Source organism: Ensifer adhaerens (assembly GCF_002940685.1).
GTDB classification, from domain to species: Bacteria; Pseudomonadota; Alphaproteobacteria; order Rhizobiales; family Rhizobiaceae; genus Ensifer; species Ensifer adhaerens_E.
The window spans coordinates 52,660-70,446 of sequence record NZ_PNFP01000016.1 but is presented as its reverse complement, the minus strand read 5'-3'; the positions used below and the strand labels follow the sequence as shown (position 1 = coordinate 70,446).

The window sequence follows — 17,787 nt, the reverse complement described above, 5'->3', positions numbered from 1 at the left end:
TCAATCGGGCCAGCGCAGCAGGCCGGCGAAACGGCGGGCATTGCGCTCGGCAAGCGAGGTCGCGATGATCTCGTTGGAGGCGCGTGCCTTGTCGAGTTCCTCGGCGAGGCGGCCTGCGACCACCTTCTCCTGGCCCGGATGCAGGTTGCAGGGGTCGAGGTAGAAGTAGTTGTGCTCGGCCTCGTGGTCGCGAACGATGATCGGCGGCGTGCCGCGGGCAAGCGCGTCGGCGAGATCCCAGGCGGCAATATGGGCTTCCTCCGGGTCGATATTGACGCGCAGGCGGTCGAGCGGGTTGTTGGTCGGGTCGGCCTCGATCACCGGCTTGATGCCGGGGCGGCCATCGAGCGTCTGATGCCACAGGTTGAGATAGCCGGCTTCGCGCTCGCGGATGCCGGCATGGTCGCGCGTCTCCCAGGCTTGAAGCGCCGCCATCACCCCAAGCATGCTTTCCTTGCCGACCTTCATGCCGCGGCCGATGCCGAGGTTCTGCAGGAAGGTGTTGCGCACCAGGTCCTTCTTGCCGGCGACGATGCCCGAGGTCGGGCCGCCCAGGAACTTGTGGCCGGAATAGAGCACGATGTCGGCGCCGTGATCGAGGAAGATGCGCAGATCGTATTCGGAGGCGGCGTCGACGATGACGGGCACGCCCTTGGCATGGCAGACCTCGGCAAACTCCCTGAGGCCGACGAGGCCGTATTGCACGACGTGGTGGGAGACGACGTAGACGGCGCAGGCGGTGCGCTCGTTGATCGCGCCTTCGATATGGTAGCGATAGGCCGACGTCGCCTGACCGACGATAACAGGCTTGGCGCCGGCAAGCCGGATCGCCTGGTCGACGGGCGCGCCGTAGCTGACCACATGGCCCATCTGCAGGATGACTTCATTCTTGAGGCCCGTCGTATCCGGCAGGCGCTCGATGGCGGCAAGGTCGCTGCCGGTCATGCAGCCTGCGACGGCAAGGCTGATGCCGGCGGAGCACGACGCCGTGATGAAGCCGGCTTCGGCACCCGTCAGCCGCGCAATGACGGGGCTTACCTTGCGCTGCAGGTCGTTGATCTCGACGAACTGCGGCAGTATGCCTGTCATGGCGGCGATCGCTTCCGGGACCACGATCGATGCACCGAGGCTGGTCATCGTGCCGGAGACGTTGATTACGGGACGAAGTCCGAGAGCTTCGCGAATGTCACGGTCAGGCATTGTGGTCTCCATATGATTTGGCAGGCGATTTTCTGGTGGTCGAAGCGGGTAGACTATTCCGTTTTCGCGGAATATCTACCATAGTAATGAAGTATGGGTGAGGCTTTCCGTCACGGAATGCGACCGCCGGCGGCGGCGCAGCGACGGCAGAGCCTGGCAATTTCCGGAGGATGCGCGCTCCAGGCTGCGCAGGAGTGGAACAGTGGACAAGACGATGACCGACGCCGCGCCGAACGACGACATTGAAACGACGGGCAAGCCGCGCCGCTCGCGCGTAAGCGGCATGGACCGCGCCCTGCAGGTGCTCGACTTTCTCTATGAGACGGGCGCGCCGAGCGGCGTCTACGCCATTGCAAAGGCCGTCGGTGCGCCGCTGTCGACCGCTTACGTGATCGTCGACGACATGGTCGAGAAGAACCTGCTCAGCCGCGATGCCGATGGCCTCGTCTGGCTCGGCGACCGGCTCTACCATTATGGTCTCGCCTATGCCCGCTCGCTCGATTTCCTCGGCGTTGCCACCCGCGAGATGCATGATCTCGGCCGCGAGGTGGCCGAAACGATCCAGCTCTGCGGCCGCGACGGCGACTACATGCAGGTGCTCGCCATGGCCGACGGTCCCGGCCATTTCCAGGTGACCTCGCGCGTCGGCACGCGCGTGCCGCTCAACTGGACAGCCTCCGGTCGTCTGCTCGTCGGCCATCTGCCGGCCGACGAACGGCTCGAACTCTTCCGTCGCTGCGCCCGCACCTCGCCGACCGGACGCGCCGACATCGATCCGGCCGCGCTTTCCGCCCAGGCCGAAAGCGCGCTTGCCGCACGGCTGTCGATCCAGGCGGGCGAATCCGATTATGCGGTTGCCTGCGTCGCAGCCCCGATCCTCGACGACAAGGGCAATTGCGCCGCCACGATCTCGATCGTGCTGCCCGAGCAGAAAATCCTCGACGACCGGGCGTTCTACGCCGATCACGTCAGGGTTTCCGCCGAGCGGATCGAAAAGATGATGGGCTGGCGCAGCCATTGATCCGACCTCCCGTCGTCACTCGTGGAGAGCGACGATCGCCTCGATCTCGACGGTGATGTTGCCGGGCAGCGACCCGAAACCCACCGCCGAGCGCGCATGGCTGCCCGCCTCGCCGAAGACGTCCATCATCAGGTCCGAGCAGCCGTTGATGACGCGCGGATGCTCGGCGAAATCCGGAACGGCATTGACCATGCCGAGGATCTTGACGATGCGCTTGACGCGGCCGAGATCTCCCAGCGCGTCGTGCATGACGGCCAGCAGGTTGATGCCGGTCAGCCGTGCGTGATCGTAGGCGCTGTCGATGTCGACATCGCCGCCGACCTTGCCGGCATAGAGGTGACCGTCGGGCTCGCGAGGGCCCTGGCCGGACAGATACAGGATGTTGCCTTCGCGCACATGCGTCACGAAGTTGGCGATCGGCGGCGGCGCCGGCGGCAGGTCGATGCCGAGGGCCTGAAGGCGGTCGTAGGGTGAGACAGCGGCAGGGCTGTCGTTTTTCGGATCCAGACTGTTCACGCGTTGTCCTGTCATTTCTGTACTCTGCGCCCGGCTCAGCGGTAGCTGAAGCCGTGGCTGTGGTCCGGGCATTCGATGTGTTGCGGCTGGTAGCGGTTGGCGGCGACCACCTCGGTGCCCATCACCGCGTAACGCGGTTCGAAGAGGCGGCTGAGATGGGCTTCGGTGCCGAGGGAATCGAAGACCCGGAGTTCGCTGTCGACGAGATCGAAGAGCGTGAACTCGGCGCGGGCGCCGACCGTGAGCAGGTTGTCCATCGGCAGGCGGATGACCGAGGCGGGCGCCTGGGTCACGGCCTCGACCACCTTTTCGAAGGGCATGCCGACGCTGAGCAGCTTCGACATCGTGGTGCCGAGATCCCAGACGGACTGGTTCATGCTGCGCAAGTGCACGTCGGTGGAAATCGAGAAGGGCAGGAGCCCGCGAGCGATCGCCACTTCCGCCACACGGAAGGAGAAGGAGGCGCCGCCATGGCCGATGTCGAGGCGGATGCCTTCGCCGGCGCAGCGCTCGGCAAGCTCGAACAGGTCCTCGTCCTCGATGATGCTGGAGCCGGCCTTGCCGTTGAAGCAATGGGTGACGATGTCGCCAGGTCCGAGGATTTCGAGCACCTCGTCATAGAGCGCCGGCGGTTCGCCGACATGCACCATCATCGGAATCTTCAGGATCTTGGCGATCTTCTTGCCGAGCTTCACCGGGGTCACGCCCCAGGAACCGGTGATCACGTGGCTGGCGCGCACCTTGAGGCCGACGATGTGTTCGCGGTTTTCCTGGTAGCAGGCGATGATGCGGTCGATGTCGATCGAGCGGATGTCCGAGAGCTCGCTGACGCGGTTGCAGGCGACGAGACCGATCGAGCCGAGATTGAGGAACGCCTTGATGCGCTCGCGCGAGGGCTCGATGATGTATTCGCGGAAGCCGTGGAAATTGGCTTCGCCGGCCGAACCCGCATCGACGATGGTGGTAACGCCGCGCTCCATGCCGCAAAGCTGCGGGCGCACGGAGATGTCGGTGCCGCCGTGCCAGACATGGGCGTGCAGGTCGATCCAGCCGGGCGAAATCCAGGCGCCGTTGCCCTCGACCAGCCGCGCGCCGTCCGGTGCCTGCAGGTTTTGGCCGAGCGCTGCGATGCGACCTTCGCCGTCGACGAGGATGTCGATGGTTTCCGCCGGTGGCACCATGCCGAAGGCGACGGGCTTCACTTGCCGGATCAGCACCGGGCCGTTGCCGCTGTTTTGGTTAGCCATGACTTACAGGTCCTTTCTGAGGCGGGGGTCGAGCATGTCGCGCAGGCCGTCCCCGACCATCTGCAACGACAAGACCGAGAGCACGATGGCGATGCCGGGGAAGAGCGTCACCCAGTCGGCCTGGCCGATATATTGACGACCCGAGGCGATCATCGTGCCCCAGGTGGGGATTTCCGGGCTGACGCCGACGCCGAGGAAGGAAAGCCCGGCTTCGGCAAGCATCGCATGGGCAAAGAGGAAGGTGCCCTGGACGAGGACCGGCGACAGCAGATTGCGCAGCACGTGCCGCGTCATGATGTGCGGCGTCGAGATGCCGAGCGCACGGGCAGCCTCGACATAGGGAAGCTCGCGGATCACCAGGGTCGAGGCGCGCACCACGCGGGCAAGCCTGGGCGCATAGACGATGCTGAGCGCGATGATCACCGTCGTCAGCGAGGGCCCCAGGGCCGCGACGAGCGCGATCGCGAGCAGGATGTCCGGGAAGGCCATCATCGCGTCGATGACGCGGGCGATCGGCGTGTCGAGCTTCGGAAAGAAGCCGGCAAGCAGGCCGAGCACGACGCCGATCACGGTGGCGAGCGTGACGACGGCGGCACCGACGAGCAACGACAACCGGCCGGCATAGATGGTGCGCGAAAAGACATCGCGGCCGAACTCGTCGGTGCCGAAGAACCATTGCAGGCTCGGCGGCTGCAGCCGGTTGACGATCGACAGCTTGCCGGGCGCATAAGGCGCAATCAGCGGTGCGAAGACGGCGAGCAGCACGAAGACGGTGAGCACGATCAGGCCGAAGGCGACGGTCTTGCGCTTCAGCAGCCGGCGGACGAATTTGCGGCCTTCGCTCTCGGCGGGGGCAGATACGGTGATAGCCATCAGTAGCGCACCCTTGGGTCGACGAGGAGGTAGAGCATGTCGATCGCGAAATTGATCAGCACGTAGAGTGCTGCAATCACCAGCAGCGCACCCTGGATGACCGGATAGTCGCGGCGAAGCACGGCGGAGACGACGAGGTTGCCGACACCCGGCAGGCCGAAGACCGTTTCCGTGACGACGGCGCCGGAGATCAGCACGGCGGCGGTGAGGCCGATGATCGTCAGGATCGGGATCAGCGCGTTTTTCAGCGCGTGTTTCATCACCACCCTGCGTTCGCCAAGTCCCTTGGCGCGCGCGGTGCGGATGAAGTCGTCGCCGAGCACGTCGAGCATCGAGGCGCGGGTAAAGCGCAGGATCAGCGCGGAGGAGACGACGCCGAGCGCGATCGCCGGCAAGGTCAGGTGATACATGCGATCAGCGAAGGAGGATCCGGGCCCGCCATAACCTGAGACTGGGAACCAGCCGAGGCGCACCGCCAGCACCTGGATCAGGATCAGGCCGAGCCAGAAGCTCGGAATGCTCGCCGCCAGCATCGCAAGCGTGGTTGCCGCCTGGTCGACGAAGGACCCGCGCCTGTAGGCGGCGTAGATGCCGATCGGCAGCGCGATCGCGCAGGCGATCACGATCGAAAACAGGGTGAGGAAGAAGGTCGGCTCGGCGCGTTCGGCAAGCGCCGAAGTCACCGGCTGATTGAGAAAGATCGACTGGCCGAGATCGCCCTGAAGCAGTTGCCCGATATAGTAGACATATTGCAGACCGAGCGACTGGTCGAGGCCGAGCCGGGTGCGCAGCGCCGCAATGTCCTCCTGGGTCGCTTCCGGGCCGAGCATGACGGCGGCCGGGTCACCGGGCGTGACGCGGACGATGACGAAGACGATCGTGACGACGATCGCCATGACGACGATCATGCCCATCAGCCGTTGGAAGATGTAGCGTAACATGGTGGCCTCGAACCTTTCCTGTGCGCTCCGCCCAAAGGCTGGAGGCGGAGCGACGCGCCCCTTCAGGCGGACGCCGGGCCATGGGCCGAGCATCCGCCGAAGTCCCTTGGGAGGGGGAGCTTACTTCTTGATCGAAGCGTTCCAGAAGTACGGCCACGGGGCCGGTGAGACGCCTTCAAGCGTCTTTGCCTTGGCCGACAGCGCGTTGAAGTCGCCGATCTTGATGAACGGCACTTCCTCGAAGATGACCTTCTGTACGTCGGCCCACAGCGCCACGCGCTTGGCCGGATCGGATTCGGCGTTGAAGGCGTCGACCGCCTTGGCACGCGCCGGCGTGTCCCAGTTGCCGGGCGCCTTGGTCGACATCATGCCGATGAGGGCCGGTTCCGGCAGGAACGGGCTGTGGGTGATGTAGATGTCCCAGAGCGTCGGGTCGGCGCGGCGCTGGGTGAGCGTCGCCCAGTCGACCACCTGCAGATCGACGGTGAAGCCGGCGAGCTTCAGATATTCGGCCGCGACCTGCGCCATCTTGTAGTGGAACTCGTACTGGCGGCTCGTCAGGATGCGCAGCGGCTCGCCCTTGTAGCCGGCGGCCTTCAGCAGTTCGCCGGCCTTTTCCGGATCGGCGATGTTGTAGGCGCCTTCGGTGCCGGCATCGGTGCGCCAGGTGTATTGCGAGGGGTAAAGGGCAGCGTCGAGCGCATAGAAGTCGGTGGTGCCGAAGGCGGCGGCCATCATGTCTTCCATGCTGAGCGAGGCGCGGATCGCCTTGCGCAGGTCGAGGTTCTTGGTCATGCCGTTGCCGGAGTTCAAGACGAAGACCGGCCAGCCGAAGGGCTGCAGCATGACGGGATCCGACGCGCTCGAACCCTTCACGCGGTCAAAAGATTCCACCGGCAGAGAGTCCACATAGTCATACTGGCCGGAGACGGCCGCCTCGACGCGGGTGTTGGGGTCCGGCACCGGCACGAAGCGGATCTCGTCGGCATATTGATGACGGGCGCCGCCATAGCCGTTGGCTTCGCCTTCCGGCGACGTGTAGGCGTCGTAGCGGGTCAGCTGGATATATTGGTCAGCCTTGCGCTCCTTCAGCTGGTAGGGGCCGGTGCCGACGAAATCGGTCATCGGCTCGGCCTGCTTTTCCGACGGAAGCACGATGGCTGCCGAGTTGTTGAAGGCGAGCAGCGAGACGAGCGGCGCGTAAGGCGTGGTGAGCGAGATCTTTACCGTCAGCGGGTCGACCGCTTCGATGCCTGATATCGTCGTTGCCGTCTGCTTGCCGCGCGAGGCGACCTTGGTCCAGCGCTCGAGCGAGGCGACGACGTCCTTGCTGTCCAGGTCGGTGCCGTCGTGGAACTTGACGCCCGAACGCAGCTTGATCGTGTAGGTCTTGCCGTCGGCGCTGATCTCGGGAAGCGCTGCTGCCAGAAGCGGCGTCGGCTTCCAGTCCTTGTCAAAGGTGTAGAGCGTCTCGAAGATGTGCTGCGAGACGATGCCGACGAGGTCGGCGGTCGAGGCCATCGGGTCGAGCGTCGGCGGTTCGCCGACCGTCGCGACGTTGATGACGCCGCCCTTTTCCTGGGCGAAGGCGAGCGTCGCCGATGCCACCAGAGCCGTTCCGATAAGCAATGCAAATTTCGTCGATTTCATTTCTGCTCCTCCTCATATTCCATAGTTATGCTATGTCGTTCTTTATTTTGGAATATAAAACGGCACAAAGGCGGAAATGTCAACCGGGTGTCGCCCGCCTGTCACAATCGCAGCCGCGCCAACGGTCTGTGAAAGCCGGAAGCGTGGCTTGGTCGGGATTACATGGGCGGCGGGAGCTATCGCGAAGGCCCGCGATTTGTTAGCCCGGAGTCCGGCTTGAAATGGGAGAGCGTTGGATGAAGGTCATCGGCCTGATCGGCGGCATGAGCTGGGAGAGCTCGGCCGAGTACTATCGGATCATCAACGAGACGGTTCGCAACCGCTTGGGCGGCGTGCATTCGGCGAAATCGCTGATGTGGTCGATGGATTTCGGCGAGATCGAGCGGCTGCAGCATCATGGCGACTGGCAGGCCCTGACCGGGGAGATGATCGCGGCGGCACGGCGGCTGGAGGCGGGCGGCGCCGATTTCCTGATGATCTGCACCAACACCATGCACAGGATGGCATCGGACGTTTCGGCGGCTGTCTCCATTCCGCTGCTGCACATCGCCGACCCGACGGCGGAGAAGATCAAGGCCGCGGGCCTTCGAAAGGTTGGCCTGCTCGGTACCGCCTTCACCATGGAGCAGGACTTCTACAAGGGACGTTTGACGGAGACGTTCGGTCTCGATGTGCTGGTGCCGCAGGCCGAAGACCGGGCGAAGGTGCACGAGATCATCTACCGCGAGCTTGTCGCCGGTATCGTCAGGGACAGTTCACGCGATACCTATCGTGCGGTGATCGGCCGGCTTGTCGATGCCGGCGCGGAGGCGATCATCATGGGTTGCACCGAGATCATGCTCTTGATTTCGCAGGCCGACAGCCCGGTGCCGGTATTCGATACGACCGAGATCCATGCGCTCGCTGCGGTCGATCTCGCGCTCGAGGGCGCCTGACCACGGCCGACGGGCCGTCGACCGTGATCACAAGCCTTGGAGCATCCCGTTTTCAAGCGGAGCCACCGGAAGCGGAAGGATGCTCTGGGATAAAAGTGCTGGAGCGTGCAGTCAGTTGAGCGCATGGCGCGCTAATGCAGGGTGAATTCCCGGGGCTCGCCCGGAAACAGGCTGAGAAGCGCTATTCCCTGCTGCAGCAGCAGTTCGGCGGCCGGCAGGTCGCCGACCACCAGGTCGTCCGCACAGCCGATGATGATGTTGGCGAGGCTGATCGAGTTCTCGGCGAACCGGTCGTCGCCGATCTCGTAGGCCTTCTCGGCCGTTGCCTCGAGCGCCTCGGCCACCAGCGCCATCATGTTGGAGCGTTCATCCAGCGTCATCGCATCAAGCGTCTTGGCGTCGGGAGTCTTGGCAGTTGTCTGCATGATTACCTTCCCTATTGTTCAAGCCGAAATGGCCGCGCCGGCCAAGGCCGGGGGAAAAGTCTACGACTGTAGTGGATCAAGGAGGGGAGCCGGCGTCGAACGCGGCTTCTCCATTAAGATCGTGCGGGGCGGCGCGATATGCAAGGAATGGCTACTATGCGGTTGACGCATGGGTCGGCGGACTTGCGCAGAGCGGGCCTTGGAAACCCTACCGCTCTGTTTTTAAGGCATCTTTCCGCCTTCGAGGGGGCATGCCTGGACGCGGGATGCTCTCGGCCATGATATGGGGTGGCCTTGCCGGCCATGCCAGGCTTTCGTCGACCGTCAGGCGATCGGCGGCGCATTCCTGGGCGAGAAAGTCGATCAAGGTGCGAACGGAGGGCAGAAGTCCGCGCCTGGAAGGGAAGACGGCGTGTACGATCCCGGATGCCGGACGCCACTGCGGCAGCACGGGCACCAGCGTGCCGGCCGCCAGGTCCTTCCAGATCATCATCGTCGGCAGCTGCACGATGCCGGCGCCGTCGAGCGCCGCCTCGCGCAACGCCGCCATGTCGTCGGTCAAAAAGCGCGGTTCGTGCCGGACGACCGCCTGTTCTCCCTCGGCGCTTTCCAGCCGCCATTCGTAGGTGTGCGTGGCCGAGGTCCAGGCGAGGCTTGGCAGTCCCGTCAGTTCGGCGGGCTCGCCGATCGGTTCCTTGAGAAAGCCCGGCTTGGCGACGAGATACTGCGGGCTGTCATCGAGCTTGCGCATGACGAGCTCGCTTCTTTCCAGCGGCGGGAACCGCACCCGGATCGAGACGTCGAAGCCTTCGGCGATCACGTCCACGCGCCGGTTGGTGCTTTCGAGCTGCAGGCTGATTTTCGGATGCGCGGTCATGAACCGGGCGAAAAGTCGACCGAACTGGAAGGAGATCAGCGCTGTGGGGCAACTGACCCGGATCGTGCCCTGGGGTTCTCCTTGGTGCTGGGCGATGAAGGCATCGGCCGCCTCGGCCTCGATTAACACCGCAACGCAGCGCTGGTAATATTCGCGGCCGACATCGGTGACGAAGAACCGCCGTGGCGAGCGTTGGATCAGCCGGACGCCGAGCCGGTCCTCCAGCATCGCGATGCGCCGGCTCAGGCGGGACTTTTGCGTCCCGGTCGCTCGTGCCGCAGCCGCAAAGCCGCCATGCTCGACGACTTGGACAAAATAATAGAGGTCGTTCAGGTCTTGCATCGTTCTATTGATAGGACGCTGCGTCGGATTTCACAATCTATTTGCATGCACGGTCCTGCGGTAGCCTGCGTTCAATCACAGCGGATCAGGCAGCAACAGGTGCGCTGCCGGCGGTGATGGAAACCAAACGAAGGAAAGGACTTCCGATGACCAAGCCCTACGTACGCCTCAACAAGGATGATGTCGCCGTCCTGCTCGTCGACCATCAGACCGGCCTGTTGTCGCTGGTGCGCGACTTCGACCCGGACAAGTTCAAGAACAATGTCCTGGCGCTCGGCGATCTCGCCAAATACTTCAAGCTGCCGACGGTTCTCACCACCAGCTTCGAGGATGGCCCGAACGGCCCGCTGGTACCGGAACTGAAGGAACAGTTCCCCGACGCGCCCTATATTGCCCGTCCGGGCCAGATCAACGCCTGGGACAACGCGGATTTCGTCAAGGCGGTGAAGGCCACCGGCAAGAAGCAGCTGCTGATCGCCGGCGTGGTGACCGAGGTTTGCGTCGCGTTTCCCGCACTTTCGGCGATCGAGGAAGGCTTCGAGGTCTTCGTGGTGACGGATGCGTCCGGTACGTTCAACGAGGTGACCCGCGATTCCGCCTGGTCGCGCATGACCGCCGCCGGCGTTCAGCTGATGACCTGGTTCGGCGTTGCGTGTGAACTGCACCGCGACTGGCGCAACGACATCGAAGGTCTCGGCACGCTGTTTTCGAACCACATCCCGGACTACCGCAACCTCATCACCAGCTACAACACCATGGCTGCGCGCAAGTAAGCGCCTGCCGATGAACGACGAAAGCCCCGGCCGGTTTCGGCCGGGGCTTTCGTGCTGCATATCCTATGGTGTTACGCGCGGCTGGCGGCTTGCTGCGCGTCCTGCACGTCGGCGCCGGCGGCTGGCTTGAGCCGGCCGGTCAGAAGCAGGCTGACGGCGAGGAAGGGCACGAGCGCGCCGAGGCCGAAGCGCATGTCGCTGTGCTCGGCGATGAGGCCGATCAAGGGTGGCCCGAGCAGGAAGCCCGAAAGCGCGATGAAGGACAGGATGGCGACGCTTGCCGCGGCCGGCCGGTCCTTCTGGTCGGCGGCGGCCGTGACGGCGAGCGGAAAGCCGACCGAAACGCCGAAACCCATCGCGGCAAAACCGAGGAGCGCTGCCCAGGCCGCGGGGCTCGCGACGACCAGCAGCAGCCCGGCGATGCTGGCGATGCCGCAGGCGCGGGCGACCGGCACCGGGCCGTAGTTTGCCTTCAGCCGGTCGCCGGCAAAGCGTCCGGCGGCCACCATGAAGGCGAAGATCGAATAGCCGAAGCCGGCGCTGGCGCTGGAAAGCCCGAAGACGTCGCGCAGAAAGACTGCCGACCAGTCGGCCACCGCGCCTTCGGTCATCGTGATGCCGAAAACGAAGAAGCAGACGCTGAGCAGCGCCCATCCGGGTAACCGTCGCCTGGCTGGCGCGGCTTCCGCGCTCGCGGCTTCATGGCTCTGCAGAAGCGGCAGTTTTCTGGCGAAGAAGACGCTGATCGGCAGCATGGCCGCGGCCGCCAGCGGCACCGCCCATTCCGGAGCAACGTGAAGGGCAGCGAAGCCGACGCCGATCAGGCTTCCGGTCATGATGCCGAGGCTCCAGAAGCCGTGGCAGGTGCTCATGATCAGCTGTCCGGAATGCTTCTCGATCGCGTCTGCCTCGACATTGAGGCCAAGCTCGAGCGTCGCCAGCGCCACGCCGACGATGGCGAGACATACGAAGAGCATTTCGATGCTCGTCGCCCATGTCGGCAGCCAGACGAGCGCCAGGAAGACGACGAAGCCGTAGAGGATGGTGGCGCGCCCGCCGATCCAGGCAACGAAACGCCCGGCGAAGGGCAGGGTCAGCAGCGTGCCTACCGGCATGCCGAGGAGCGCGATGGCAAGCTCCGCCGGGCCGAGGCCAAGCCTTTGCTGTATGTCGGGGATGCGTGGCAGCCAGGCGCCGAAGGCGATCGGCTGCAGGAAGAAGATCAGCATGATGAGCCGTTGATTGGTCATGCGCATTGTTCCCCGGATATCGTGTCGCACGATGTACCCTCGGCAACGGCGAGGGCCGTCGAGCCGATGCGGTATGTGAAGGAATTCTGATATTCTGAAAATTGTTTTCAGAGCTTGTCGCGCAGGGGTGGTCCCGTCAAGCCGGCAAAAGGCCGTCAAGTTGGAAAGCGACGCCTTTCCGATCGAATGGCTGCCAGTGTTGCGAATGTGTCGCCACCAATCCCGGCATTGGTATGGTTCCGATGAAAAAAATATACATGTCGGGCGGGGCGGGCGCTGACGCGCCCCGCGCCGTTGCGACAGCTTTGCCCTATCGGAGCAATTTCAACGATCCCGTCAGCGATTTGACCCATTTGGCAGCGCCTGCCAAACCGATGCCGTCGATCGTCTCCTGCGAGAGGTCACGCTGCGGAAACTGCGTTTCGTAGTCCGCATAGCTGTGTACCGAACGGGCGAAGGCCGGAAACGGCACGACGACGCGTCCATCCTCCTTCGGCAGCGCCTTGAGGAGCAGGGCCCGGATCGTCGGGCCGTCGGCCTGGAGGATCGGCACGGGCCGGTTGGAGCTGATGTCGATCGTATTCTGCCTGCTGTCCGTCAGCCGCCCGTTACCGAGGCCGGGCATTGCCGAGCCGATGCCAATGGAAATGGCCGCGATCGTGTTGGCGAGATGACCCGGGGGTAGTTCGGGATTGACGATGATTGCGAGGCGGGTGTCCTGAAGCACGTGGTCTGTTTCCTCTCTGTTTCCCAGGCTGTTGTTGGCCGGGAGAATAGACCGTGCGGCAGGGTAGTTTCTTTCGCATATTGCGAAGAATTGAAAGTATGAGGTAGCTTCTACCCAAACTGACCGAATGAGAGATAGAAGATGCCCGCTATGCTGGCGCCCGCCGACGTGAAAATCCTGACCGCGCTGCAAAATGACGGGCGCTTGAGCAATCAGGCGCTGTCCGAGGAGGTTGGCATGTCGACGTCGCCTTGCTGGCGGCGGGTGCGGCAGCTCGAGGACGACGGCGTCATCCAAGGCTACATGGCCGTTCTCAACCGCAGGGAAATCGGCCTTGGGGTACTCGCCTTTATCCGGGTGAAGATCGACAGCCATACGGAAGCGGAAGCGGACGCCTTTGCCGACGAAGTGATGAAGCTCGATAGCGTCGTTGCCTGCTACAGCATTGCGGGTGACGCGGATTTTCTGCTCCAGGTCGTCTCGGCAGACCTCGATTCCTATTCGGACTTTGCGATGAAGGTCGTGCGGCGCCTGCCGTGCATCAAGGAGATGCAGACGACCTTCGTGCTGAAGGAGATAAAGCCCTATAGCGGCCTGCCCCTGTGCGCCTCGGCCGGTCCGCGCTGACAGCCGTTCAGGAGGCGGAAGCCATCAGCGGGTCTTCCCGGATGGCCTGGACAAGGAAGTCGAGAACGGTGCGCACCCGAAGCGGCACGTTCCTGCGCGAGGGGTAGACGACGCTGATCGGCAGGCGCGCGGGCGGGAACGCCGGCATGAGGTTCACCAGCCGGCCGGCCTCGATATCAGGCCATGCCAGGATATGGGAGAGGATCGCAAGGCCATTGCCGGCGAGCGCCGCGCGATGCACGGCCACGGCATTGTTGGCAACGAGCCTTGGCGCGACACGCACGAAAACGTCGTCCGACCCGTCGGAAAATGTCCACTGGCGACCGTCGCCGGCGCGGCTGTAGCAGATGCATTCGTGCCCGGCGATGTCGTCGGGTGTCCTTGGCTCAGGCCGCCGGTTCAGATAGTCGGGAGCGGCCACGAGAAAGGCGGTCGTCGAGCCGATGCGCCGGCAGATTAGGCCGCTCTCCGACACCGGACCCAGGCGTACCTCCAGATCGATGCCCTCTCCGACGAGATCCGAAGGCGCCTCGCGAAACAGCATCTCGACCGAAAGCCCCGGATGATGGCCGAGCAGGGCCGCAAGACGATCGCTGAGATAGAGGCCGAGAGGCGCGGGCAGGGTGAGCCTCACGCGACCCGCCACAAGTCCGGTGTCGCCTGAGGAGGCTTCGCTGAGGGCATCGACCGCCTCGACCACGCGAAGCGCCATCGGGATCATGTGCTCGCCCTCGGCGGTCAGCGCCAGAGCATTCGTCGTTCGGTGCAGGAGGCGGGTGCTCAGGTGCCCCTCCAGCGCCAAGACCTGGCGTGAGACCGCCGGCTGCGTCAGGCCGAGATCGTTGGCGGCGGCGGAAAACGAGCCGGTCTCGGCCACCCGCAGGAAGGCTCTCAGCGCAGAAACGATGTCCATCCGGCTTCCCTCAAACGTTTCGACATAAGCCTTATGCGCCGAGTTTACGCCCGATGCGCTTTACTGTCCACCAATTAAGGATATCTTCTATCCATAAGGACAGTAAATATCCTTAATTAGGAGCAAAGCCATGACCCAGCGCCTGAACTACGCACAGCAGTCTCCCGAGCTTTTCAAGAAAATCTCCGACCTCAGCCTCAGCCTGAAGGATAGCGTCATCGAGCAGAAGATCCGCGACCTCGTGAACATCCGCGCCTCGCAGATCAACGGCTGCGCCTTCTGCCTTGACATGCATGTGAAGGAGGCAAAAATTCACGGCGAGAGCGAACTGCGCCTCTATCACGTCGCAATCTGGCGTGAATCGAACCTCTTCATTCCACGCGAACGCGCGGCCCTTGCCTGGACCGAAGCGGTGACGAAACTGCCCGAAGGCGGCATTCCGGACGAGCTTTACGAACGCGTGCGCGGCCAGCTCTCGGAGAAGGAAATCTCCGACCTGACCTTCTCCATCATGGTCATCAATGCGTGGAACCGTGTCAGCGTCGCCTTCAAGGCCGTGCCCGGTTCGGCCGACAAGCTCTATGGCCTCGACAAGGCCGGGCTGAACTGACCTCGTTCCGGAGCGATCGAGCAACGCGGTGCAACCGCCGCAGCGACAGGAGGAATCCATGAAAATCGTCATCATCGGCGGAACGGGCCTGATCGGCACCAAGACGGTGGAGCGCCTGCGCAAGCAGGGCCACGAGGTCATTGCCGCCTCTCCGAATACCGGCGTCAACACGGTTATCGGCGAAGGTCTTGCCGAAACGCTGACCGGTTGCGATGTCGTCATCGACCTTGCCAACGCACCCTCCTTCGAGGACAAGGCGGTGCTCGACTTCTTTGAAACCTCCGGCCGCAACTTGCTTGCGGCGGAACGATCGGCCGGCGTCAAACACCATATCGCGCTTTCGGTCGTCGGCACCGAACGGCTGCAGGAGAGCGGCTATTTCCGTGGCAAACTCGCCCAGGAAAAGCTGATCAAGGCATCCGGCATTCCCTATACGATCGTGCATTCCACACAGTTCATGGAGTTTCTCGGTGGCATCGCGCAGTCTGGGACGGTCGGCGACACCGTACGCCTGTCGCCGGCCTATGTGCAGCCGATCGCGTCTGACGATGTTGCCGATGCCATGGCTGCCGTTGCGCTGGCCGCTCCCGTCAACGGCACGGTCGAGATCGCCGGTCCGGAACGTTCGCGTCTCAGCGACCTCGTCGCCCGTTATCTCAAGGCAAGCGGCGACAATCGCAAGGTCGAACCCGACCGGGAGGCGCGCTATTTCGGCGCCCTGCTCAAGGACGGCTCGCTCGTATCCGACGACAACCCCCGTCTCGGCCGGATCACCTTCGAAGAGTGGTTCGCGTCGGTGCCCCGCAAGTAACCGAACAGGAGACGCGCTCGTCCCGCGCCGCCAGATTCTGAAAGGATATTCGACATGATCAAATCTCTCCTCGCCGCTCTTGCCGTTGGTGCAGCCCTGGTCGGCCCTGCCGTCGCCGGCGACGCTGCAAAGGTCACGCTGGTCTATGAGCACGAATTGCCGAACGTTCCGGGCAAGAGCATCAAGGGCGTGCTGGTGGAATACGGTCCCGGCGGTTCGTCCGAGGCGCATACCCATCCGAGCACGGCCTTCATCTACGCCACGGTGCTGGAAGGATCGATCCGAAGCCAGGTCAATGACGGCCCGGTGAAGGTCTACAAAGCCGGTGAGAATTTTTCGGAAATGCCCGGCGACCGACACGGCGTCAGCGCCAATGGTAGCGAAACCGAACCCGCCAAGCTTCTGGCGGTCTTCGTCGTCGATACCGCGGAAAAGGAACTGACCTATCCGATGACGAAGTAAGTCGGCATTGTTCGAGACAAGAAACGAGACAAGGGTCGGCGCCGGGGGCGAACCGGCCCTTGTCTCCGTGGAGCCAGCGATGTTTATCAGCCAATTGCCGTTGCCTCTCATTTTGATCAATCTTCTCGGCGTGACCGGCATCGTTGTCTGGCACCTGCAGGGCCGCGGCCGCCCGACCGCGAGGCTGATCGTCCAGATCCTCTTCTTTTCGGCGATGACCGCGGTTCTCATCCTCGCAGGCATCATGCCGCATCGCAGCGACGACGGGCATCTTCAGGGCGCTGCCGCCCTTCTGGCGGCGTCGGCGCGCGTGCTGTGGTGGACGCATCTTGCCTGGTCCCTCATCGGTTTCGTGCGCATTTACATCGTTCTCGAGAAGCGGCCGCAGGAGGCGCGTCTCTTGCAGGATCTCATCGTCGCCGTGGTCTATCTCGGGGTGACGCTTGCGGTTCTGGGTTTCGTGTTCAAGGCGCCCATCGGCACGCTTGTCGCCACCTCCGGCGTGGTCGCGATCATCTTCGGCCTGGCGCTTCAGAACACGCTCGGCGACGTCTTTTCGGGCATCGCCCTGACGCTCGGGCGGCCCTTTGCCATCGGCGACTGGATCGCGCTTGGCGATGGCACCGAAGGGCGTGTCATCGAGAACAACTGGCGCTCGACCTTCCTGCTCACCGGCGCCCACAATGTCATCGTTCTGCCGAACAGCGCGCTCGCCAAGGTGAGCCTCACCAACCTCAGCCGTCCCGACGAGACACATCAGATCGCATTGCCGGTCCGCCTCGCGGCGGATCACCCGCCGGAGCGGGTCGAAGAGATGCTCAGGACCGCCTTGCGTGGCTGCAGCCGGATCGTGCACGATCCGGAGCCGGTGGTCGCCCTCAAGGCAATCGATGCCGTGGCGATCGAAGCTGAACTGCAATTTCGCGTCAGGAGCCCGGCGGAAAGAACGCCCGGGCGCAACGAAGTGATCGCGCGCGTCCATGAACAATGCCGTCAAAGCGGACTTTCTCTGGCGCCGCCGGCCCAGGCCTATCTCTACGCACCGCAGGCCGAGCCCGAGCTCAAGCCCTCCTCAGCCGGCGCGCTCTAGCACCCATTGGAAACTGCGCTTCCACAGGTCCGAGGGTATCTCCTTCGCGAGGATTTCCACCAGGTCGGACAGGCGCACGCTCCGCAACTTGTCGCGCCAGGCTTCATCCGCCTCCCACATGATGCGCGCCACGGCGCAGGGCGTCTCGTCGCAGTAACCGGGCGCCCGGCAGGGATTGTTGGCCCGGATGTTGGTGCAGACGAAGGTGCGCGTCCTGCCTTCGACCGCCTCGACGATCTCGAGGAAAGTCAGCTCCGCCGGCGCCTTCGCCAGCCGGTAGCCTCCCGAAGGGCCGAGGGTCGTGTGGACGAGGCCCGCCTGCGACAGGCTCTGCAGTGCTTTCGACAGATATTCCTTCGGAAGCCCGTGGAATTCGGCCAGCGCCTTGGTCGAAAGGTAGCGGCCCTCGGGCAGGCCGGCGAGTATGGCGCAACAATGCAGCGCCCATTCGACTTGGCTTTTAAGGATCATTCGCTCTAACGATCATTTATTCGTCC

General features: G+C 63.8%; 20 protein-coding genes. 8 read left to right on the top strand and 12 right to left on the bottom strand.

All coding sequences use genetic code 11. The annotated features are described in order from the left end of the window. Nucleotides 1–1,200, bottom strand: coding sequence for an aminotransferase class V-fold PLP-dependent enzyme (locus C1A35_RS27255; RefSeq protein ID WP_104667371.1), 1,200 nt, complete (start codon nucleotides 1,198–1,200; stop codon nucleotides 1–3). Nucleotides 1,201–1,414: 214 nt separating this feature from the next. Between C1A35_RS27255 and C1A35_RS27250 the strand changes: the two genes are divergently transcribed. Continuing rightward, nucleotides 1,415–2,221: an IclR family transcriptional regulator gene (locus tag C1A35_RS27250; protein WP_104667481.1), complete on the top strand. Its 807-nt coding sequence runs from the start codon at nucleotides 1,415–1,417 to the stop codon at nucleotides 2,219–2,221. 15 nt (nucleotides 2,222–2,236) lie between these two features. Here C1A35_RS27250 and C1A35_RS27245 read toward each other — a convergent pair whose 3' ends face one another. From C1A35_RS27245 to C1A35_RS27225, 5 genes are all read right to left on the bottom strand, one after another. Next, nucleotides 2,237–2,752 (bottom strand): RidA family protein, encoded by a 516-nt coding sequence (locus C1A35_RS27245; protein ID WP_104667370.1) that lies wholly within the window; start codon nucleotides 2,750–2,752, stop codon nucleotides 2,237–2,239. A gap of 20 nt (nucleotides 2,753–2,772) precedes the next feature. Beyond that, nucleotides 2,773–3,984 (bottom strand): amidohydrolase/deacetylase family metallohydrolase, encoded by a 1,212-nt coding sequence (locus tag C1A35_RS27240; RefSeq protein ID WP_104667369.1) that lies wholly within the window; start codon nucleotides 3,982–3,984, stop codon nucleotides 2,773–2,775. A 3-nt stretch (nucleotides 3,985–3,987) separates the two neighbouring features. Further along, the gene (locus tag C1A35_RS27235) at nucleotides 3,988–4,857 is read right to left on the bottom strand and encodes an ABC transporter permease (RefSeq protein WP_104667368.1); all 870 of its coding nucleotides are present in this window, start codon (nucleotides 4,855–4,857) and stop codon (nucleotides 3,988–3,990) included. After that, nucleotides 4,857–5,798, bottom strand: a complete 942-nt coding sequence (locus C1A35_RS27230) for an ABC transporter permease (RefSeq protein ID WP_199773039.1) — start codon at nucleotides 5,796–5,798, stop codon at nucleotides 4,857–4,859. Before C1A35_RS27230 ends, C1A35_RS27235 begins: the two co-directional genes overlap by 1 nt. A gap of 120 nt (nucleotides 5,799–5,918) precedes the next feature. Beyond that, the gene (locus C1A35_RS27225) at nucleotides 5,919–7,448 is read right to left on the bottom strand and encodes an ABC transporter substrate-binding protein (protein ID WP_104667367.1); all 1,530 of its coding nucleotides are present in this window, start codon (nucleotides 7,446–7,448) and stop codon (nucleotides 5,919–5,921) included. Nucleotides 7,449–7,684: 236 nt separating this feature from the next. Between C1A35_RS27225 and C1A35_RS27220 the strand changes: the two genes are divergently transcribed. Next, the gene (locus C1A35_RS27220) at nucleotides 7,685–8,383 is read left to right on the top strand and encodes an aspartate/glutamate racemase family protein (protein WP_104667366.1); all 699 of its coding nucleotides are present in this window, start codon (nucleotides 7,685–7,687) and stop codon (nucleotides 8,381–8,383) included. A gap of 131 nt (nucleotides 8,384–8,514) precedes the next feature. Here the strand turns inward: C1A35_RS27220 and C1A35_RS27215 are convergent, their stop codons facing one another. After that, entirely contained in the window at nucleotides 8,515–8,808 is a 294-nt protein-coding gene (locus tag C1A35_RS27215) for a hypothetical protein (protein ID WP_034787562.1), read from the bottom strand. Between the two features lie 208 nt (nucleotides 8,809–9,016). Next, a complete protein-coding gene (locus tag C1A35_RS27210) occupies nucleotides 9,017–10,027 on the bottom strand; it encodes a LysR substrate-binding domain-containing protein (RefSeq protein WP_104667365.1) in 1,011 nt (336 codons plus the stop codon). Between the two features lie 146 nt (nucleotides 10,028–10,173). On the opposite strand from C1A35_RS27210, the gene ycaC reads away from it, so the two are divergent. Then, nucleotides 10,174–10,800, top strand: a complete 627-nt coding sequence (gene ycaC, locus C1A35_RS27205; protein WP_104667364.1) for an isochorismate family cysteine hydrolase YcaC — start codon at nucleotides 10,174–10,176, stop codon at nucleotides 10,798–10,800. A gap of 71 nt (nucleotides 10,801–10,871) precedes the next feature. Here ycaC and C1A35_RS27200 read toward each other — a convergent pair whose 3' ends face one another. Together C1A35_RS27200 and C1A35_RS27195 are read right to left on the bottom strand one after the other, a co-directional pair. Continuing rightward, complete coding sequence (locus C1A35_RS27200; RefSeq protein WP_104667363.1) at nucleotides 10,872–12,050, bottom strand: MFS transporter; 1,179 nt, start codon at nucleotides 12,048–12,050, stop codon at nucleotides 10,872–10,874. Between the two features lie 310 nt (nucleotides 12,051–12,360). Beyond that, the gene (locus C1A35_RS27195; RefSeq protein WP_104667362.1) at nucleotides 12,361–12,777 is read right to left on the bottom strand and encodes a DUF2000 domain-containing protein; all 417 of its coding nucleotides are present in this window, start codon (nucleotides 12,775–12,777) and stop codon (nucleotides 12,361–12,363) included. Between the two features lie 141 nt (nucleotides 12,778–12,918). On the opposite strand from C1A35_RS27195, the gene C1A35_RS27190 reads away from it, so the two are divergent. Next, complete coding sequence (locus tag C1A35_RS27190) at nucleotides 12,919–13,404, top strand: Lrp/AsnC family transcriptional regulator (protein ID WP_104667361.1); 486 nt, start codon at nucleotides 12,919–12,921, stop codon at nucleotides 13,402–13,404. Nucleotides 13,405–13,411: 7 nt separating this feature from the next. Here C1A35_RS27190 and C1A35_RS27185 read toward each other — a convergent pair whose 3' ends face one another. Then, nucleotides 13,412–14,317, bottom strand: a complete 906-nt coding sequence (locus tag C1A35_RS27185; RefSeq protein WP_104667360.1) for a LysR family transcriptional regulator — start codon at nucleotides 14,315–14,317, stop codon at nucleotides 13,412–13,414. A gap of 130 nt (nucleotides 14,318–14,447) precedes the next feature. On the opposite strand from C1A35_RS27185, the gene C1A35_RS27180 reads away from it, so the two are divergent. The 4 genes from C1A35_RS27180 to C1A35_RS27165 all read left to right on the top strand — a co-directional run bounded on the left by C1A35_RS27180 (nucleotide 14,448) and on the right by C1A35_RS27165 (nucleotide 17,290). Continuing rightward, entirely contained in the window at nucleotides 14,448–14,927 is a 480-nt protein-coding gene (locus C1A35_RS27180) for a carboxymuconolactone decarboxylase family protein (protein WP_104667359.1), read from the top strand. 58 nt (nucleotides 14,928–14,985) lie between these two features. After that, nucleotides 14,986–15,738: an SDR family oxidoreductase gene (locus C1A35_RS27175; protein ID WP_104667358.1), complete on the top strand. Its 753-nt coding sequence runs from the start codon at nucleotides 14,986–14,988 to the stop codon at nucleotides 15,736–15,738. 54 nt (nucleotides 15,739–15,792) lie between these two features. Beyond that, a complete protein-coding gene (locus tag C1A35_RS27170; protein WP_104667357.1) occupies nucleotides 15,793–16,200 on the top strand; it encodes a cupin domain-containing protein in 408 nt (135 codons plus the stop codon). 79 nt (nucleotides 16,201–16,279) lie between these two features. After that, nucleotides 16,280–17,290, top strand: coding sequence for a mechanosensitive ion channel family protein (locus tag C1A35_RS27165; RefSeq protein WP_104667356.1), 1,011 nt, complete (start codon nucleotides 16,280–16,282; stop codon nucleotides 17,288–17,290). Here C1A35_RS27165 and C1A35_RS27160 read toward each other — a convergent pair. Continuing rightward, nucleotides 17,273–17,761: an RrF2 family transcriptional regulator gene (locus tag C1A35_RS27160; RefSeq protein WP_104667355.1), complete on the bottom strand. Its 489-nt coding sequence runs from the start codon at nucleotides 17,759–17,761 to the stop codon at nucleotides 17,273–17,275. The two genes, C1A35_RS27165 and C1A35_RS27160, sit on opposite strands and share 18 nt — an antisense overlap. Nucleotides 17,762–17,787: the final 26 nt, after the last annotated feature.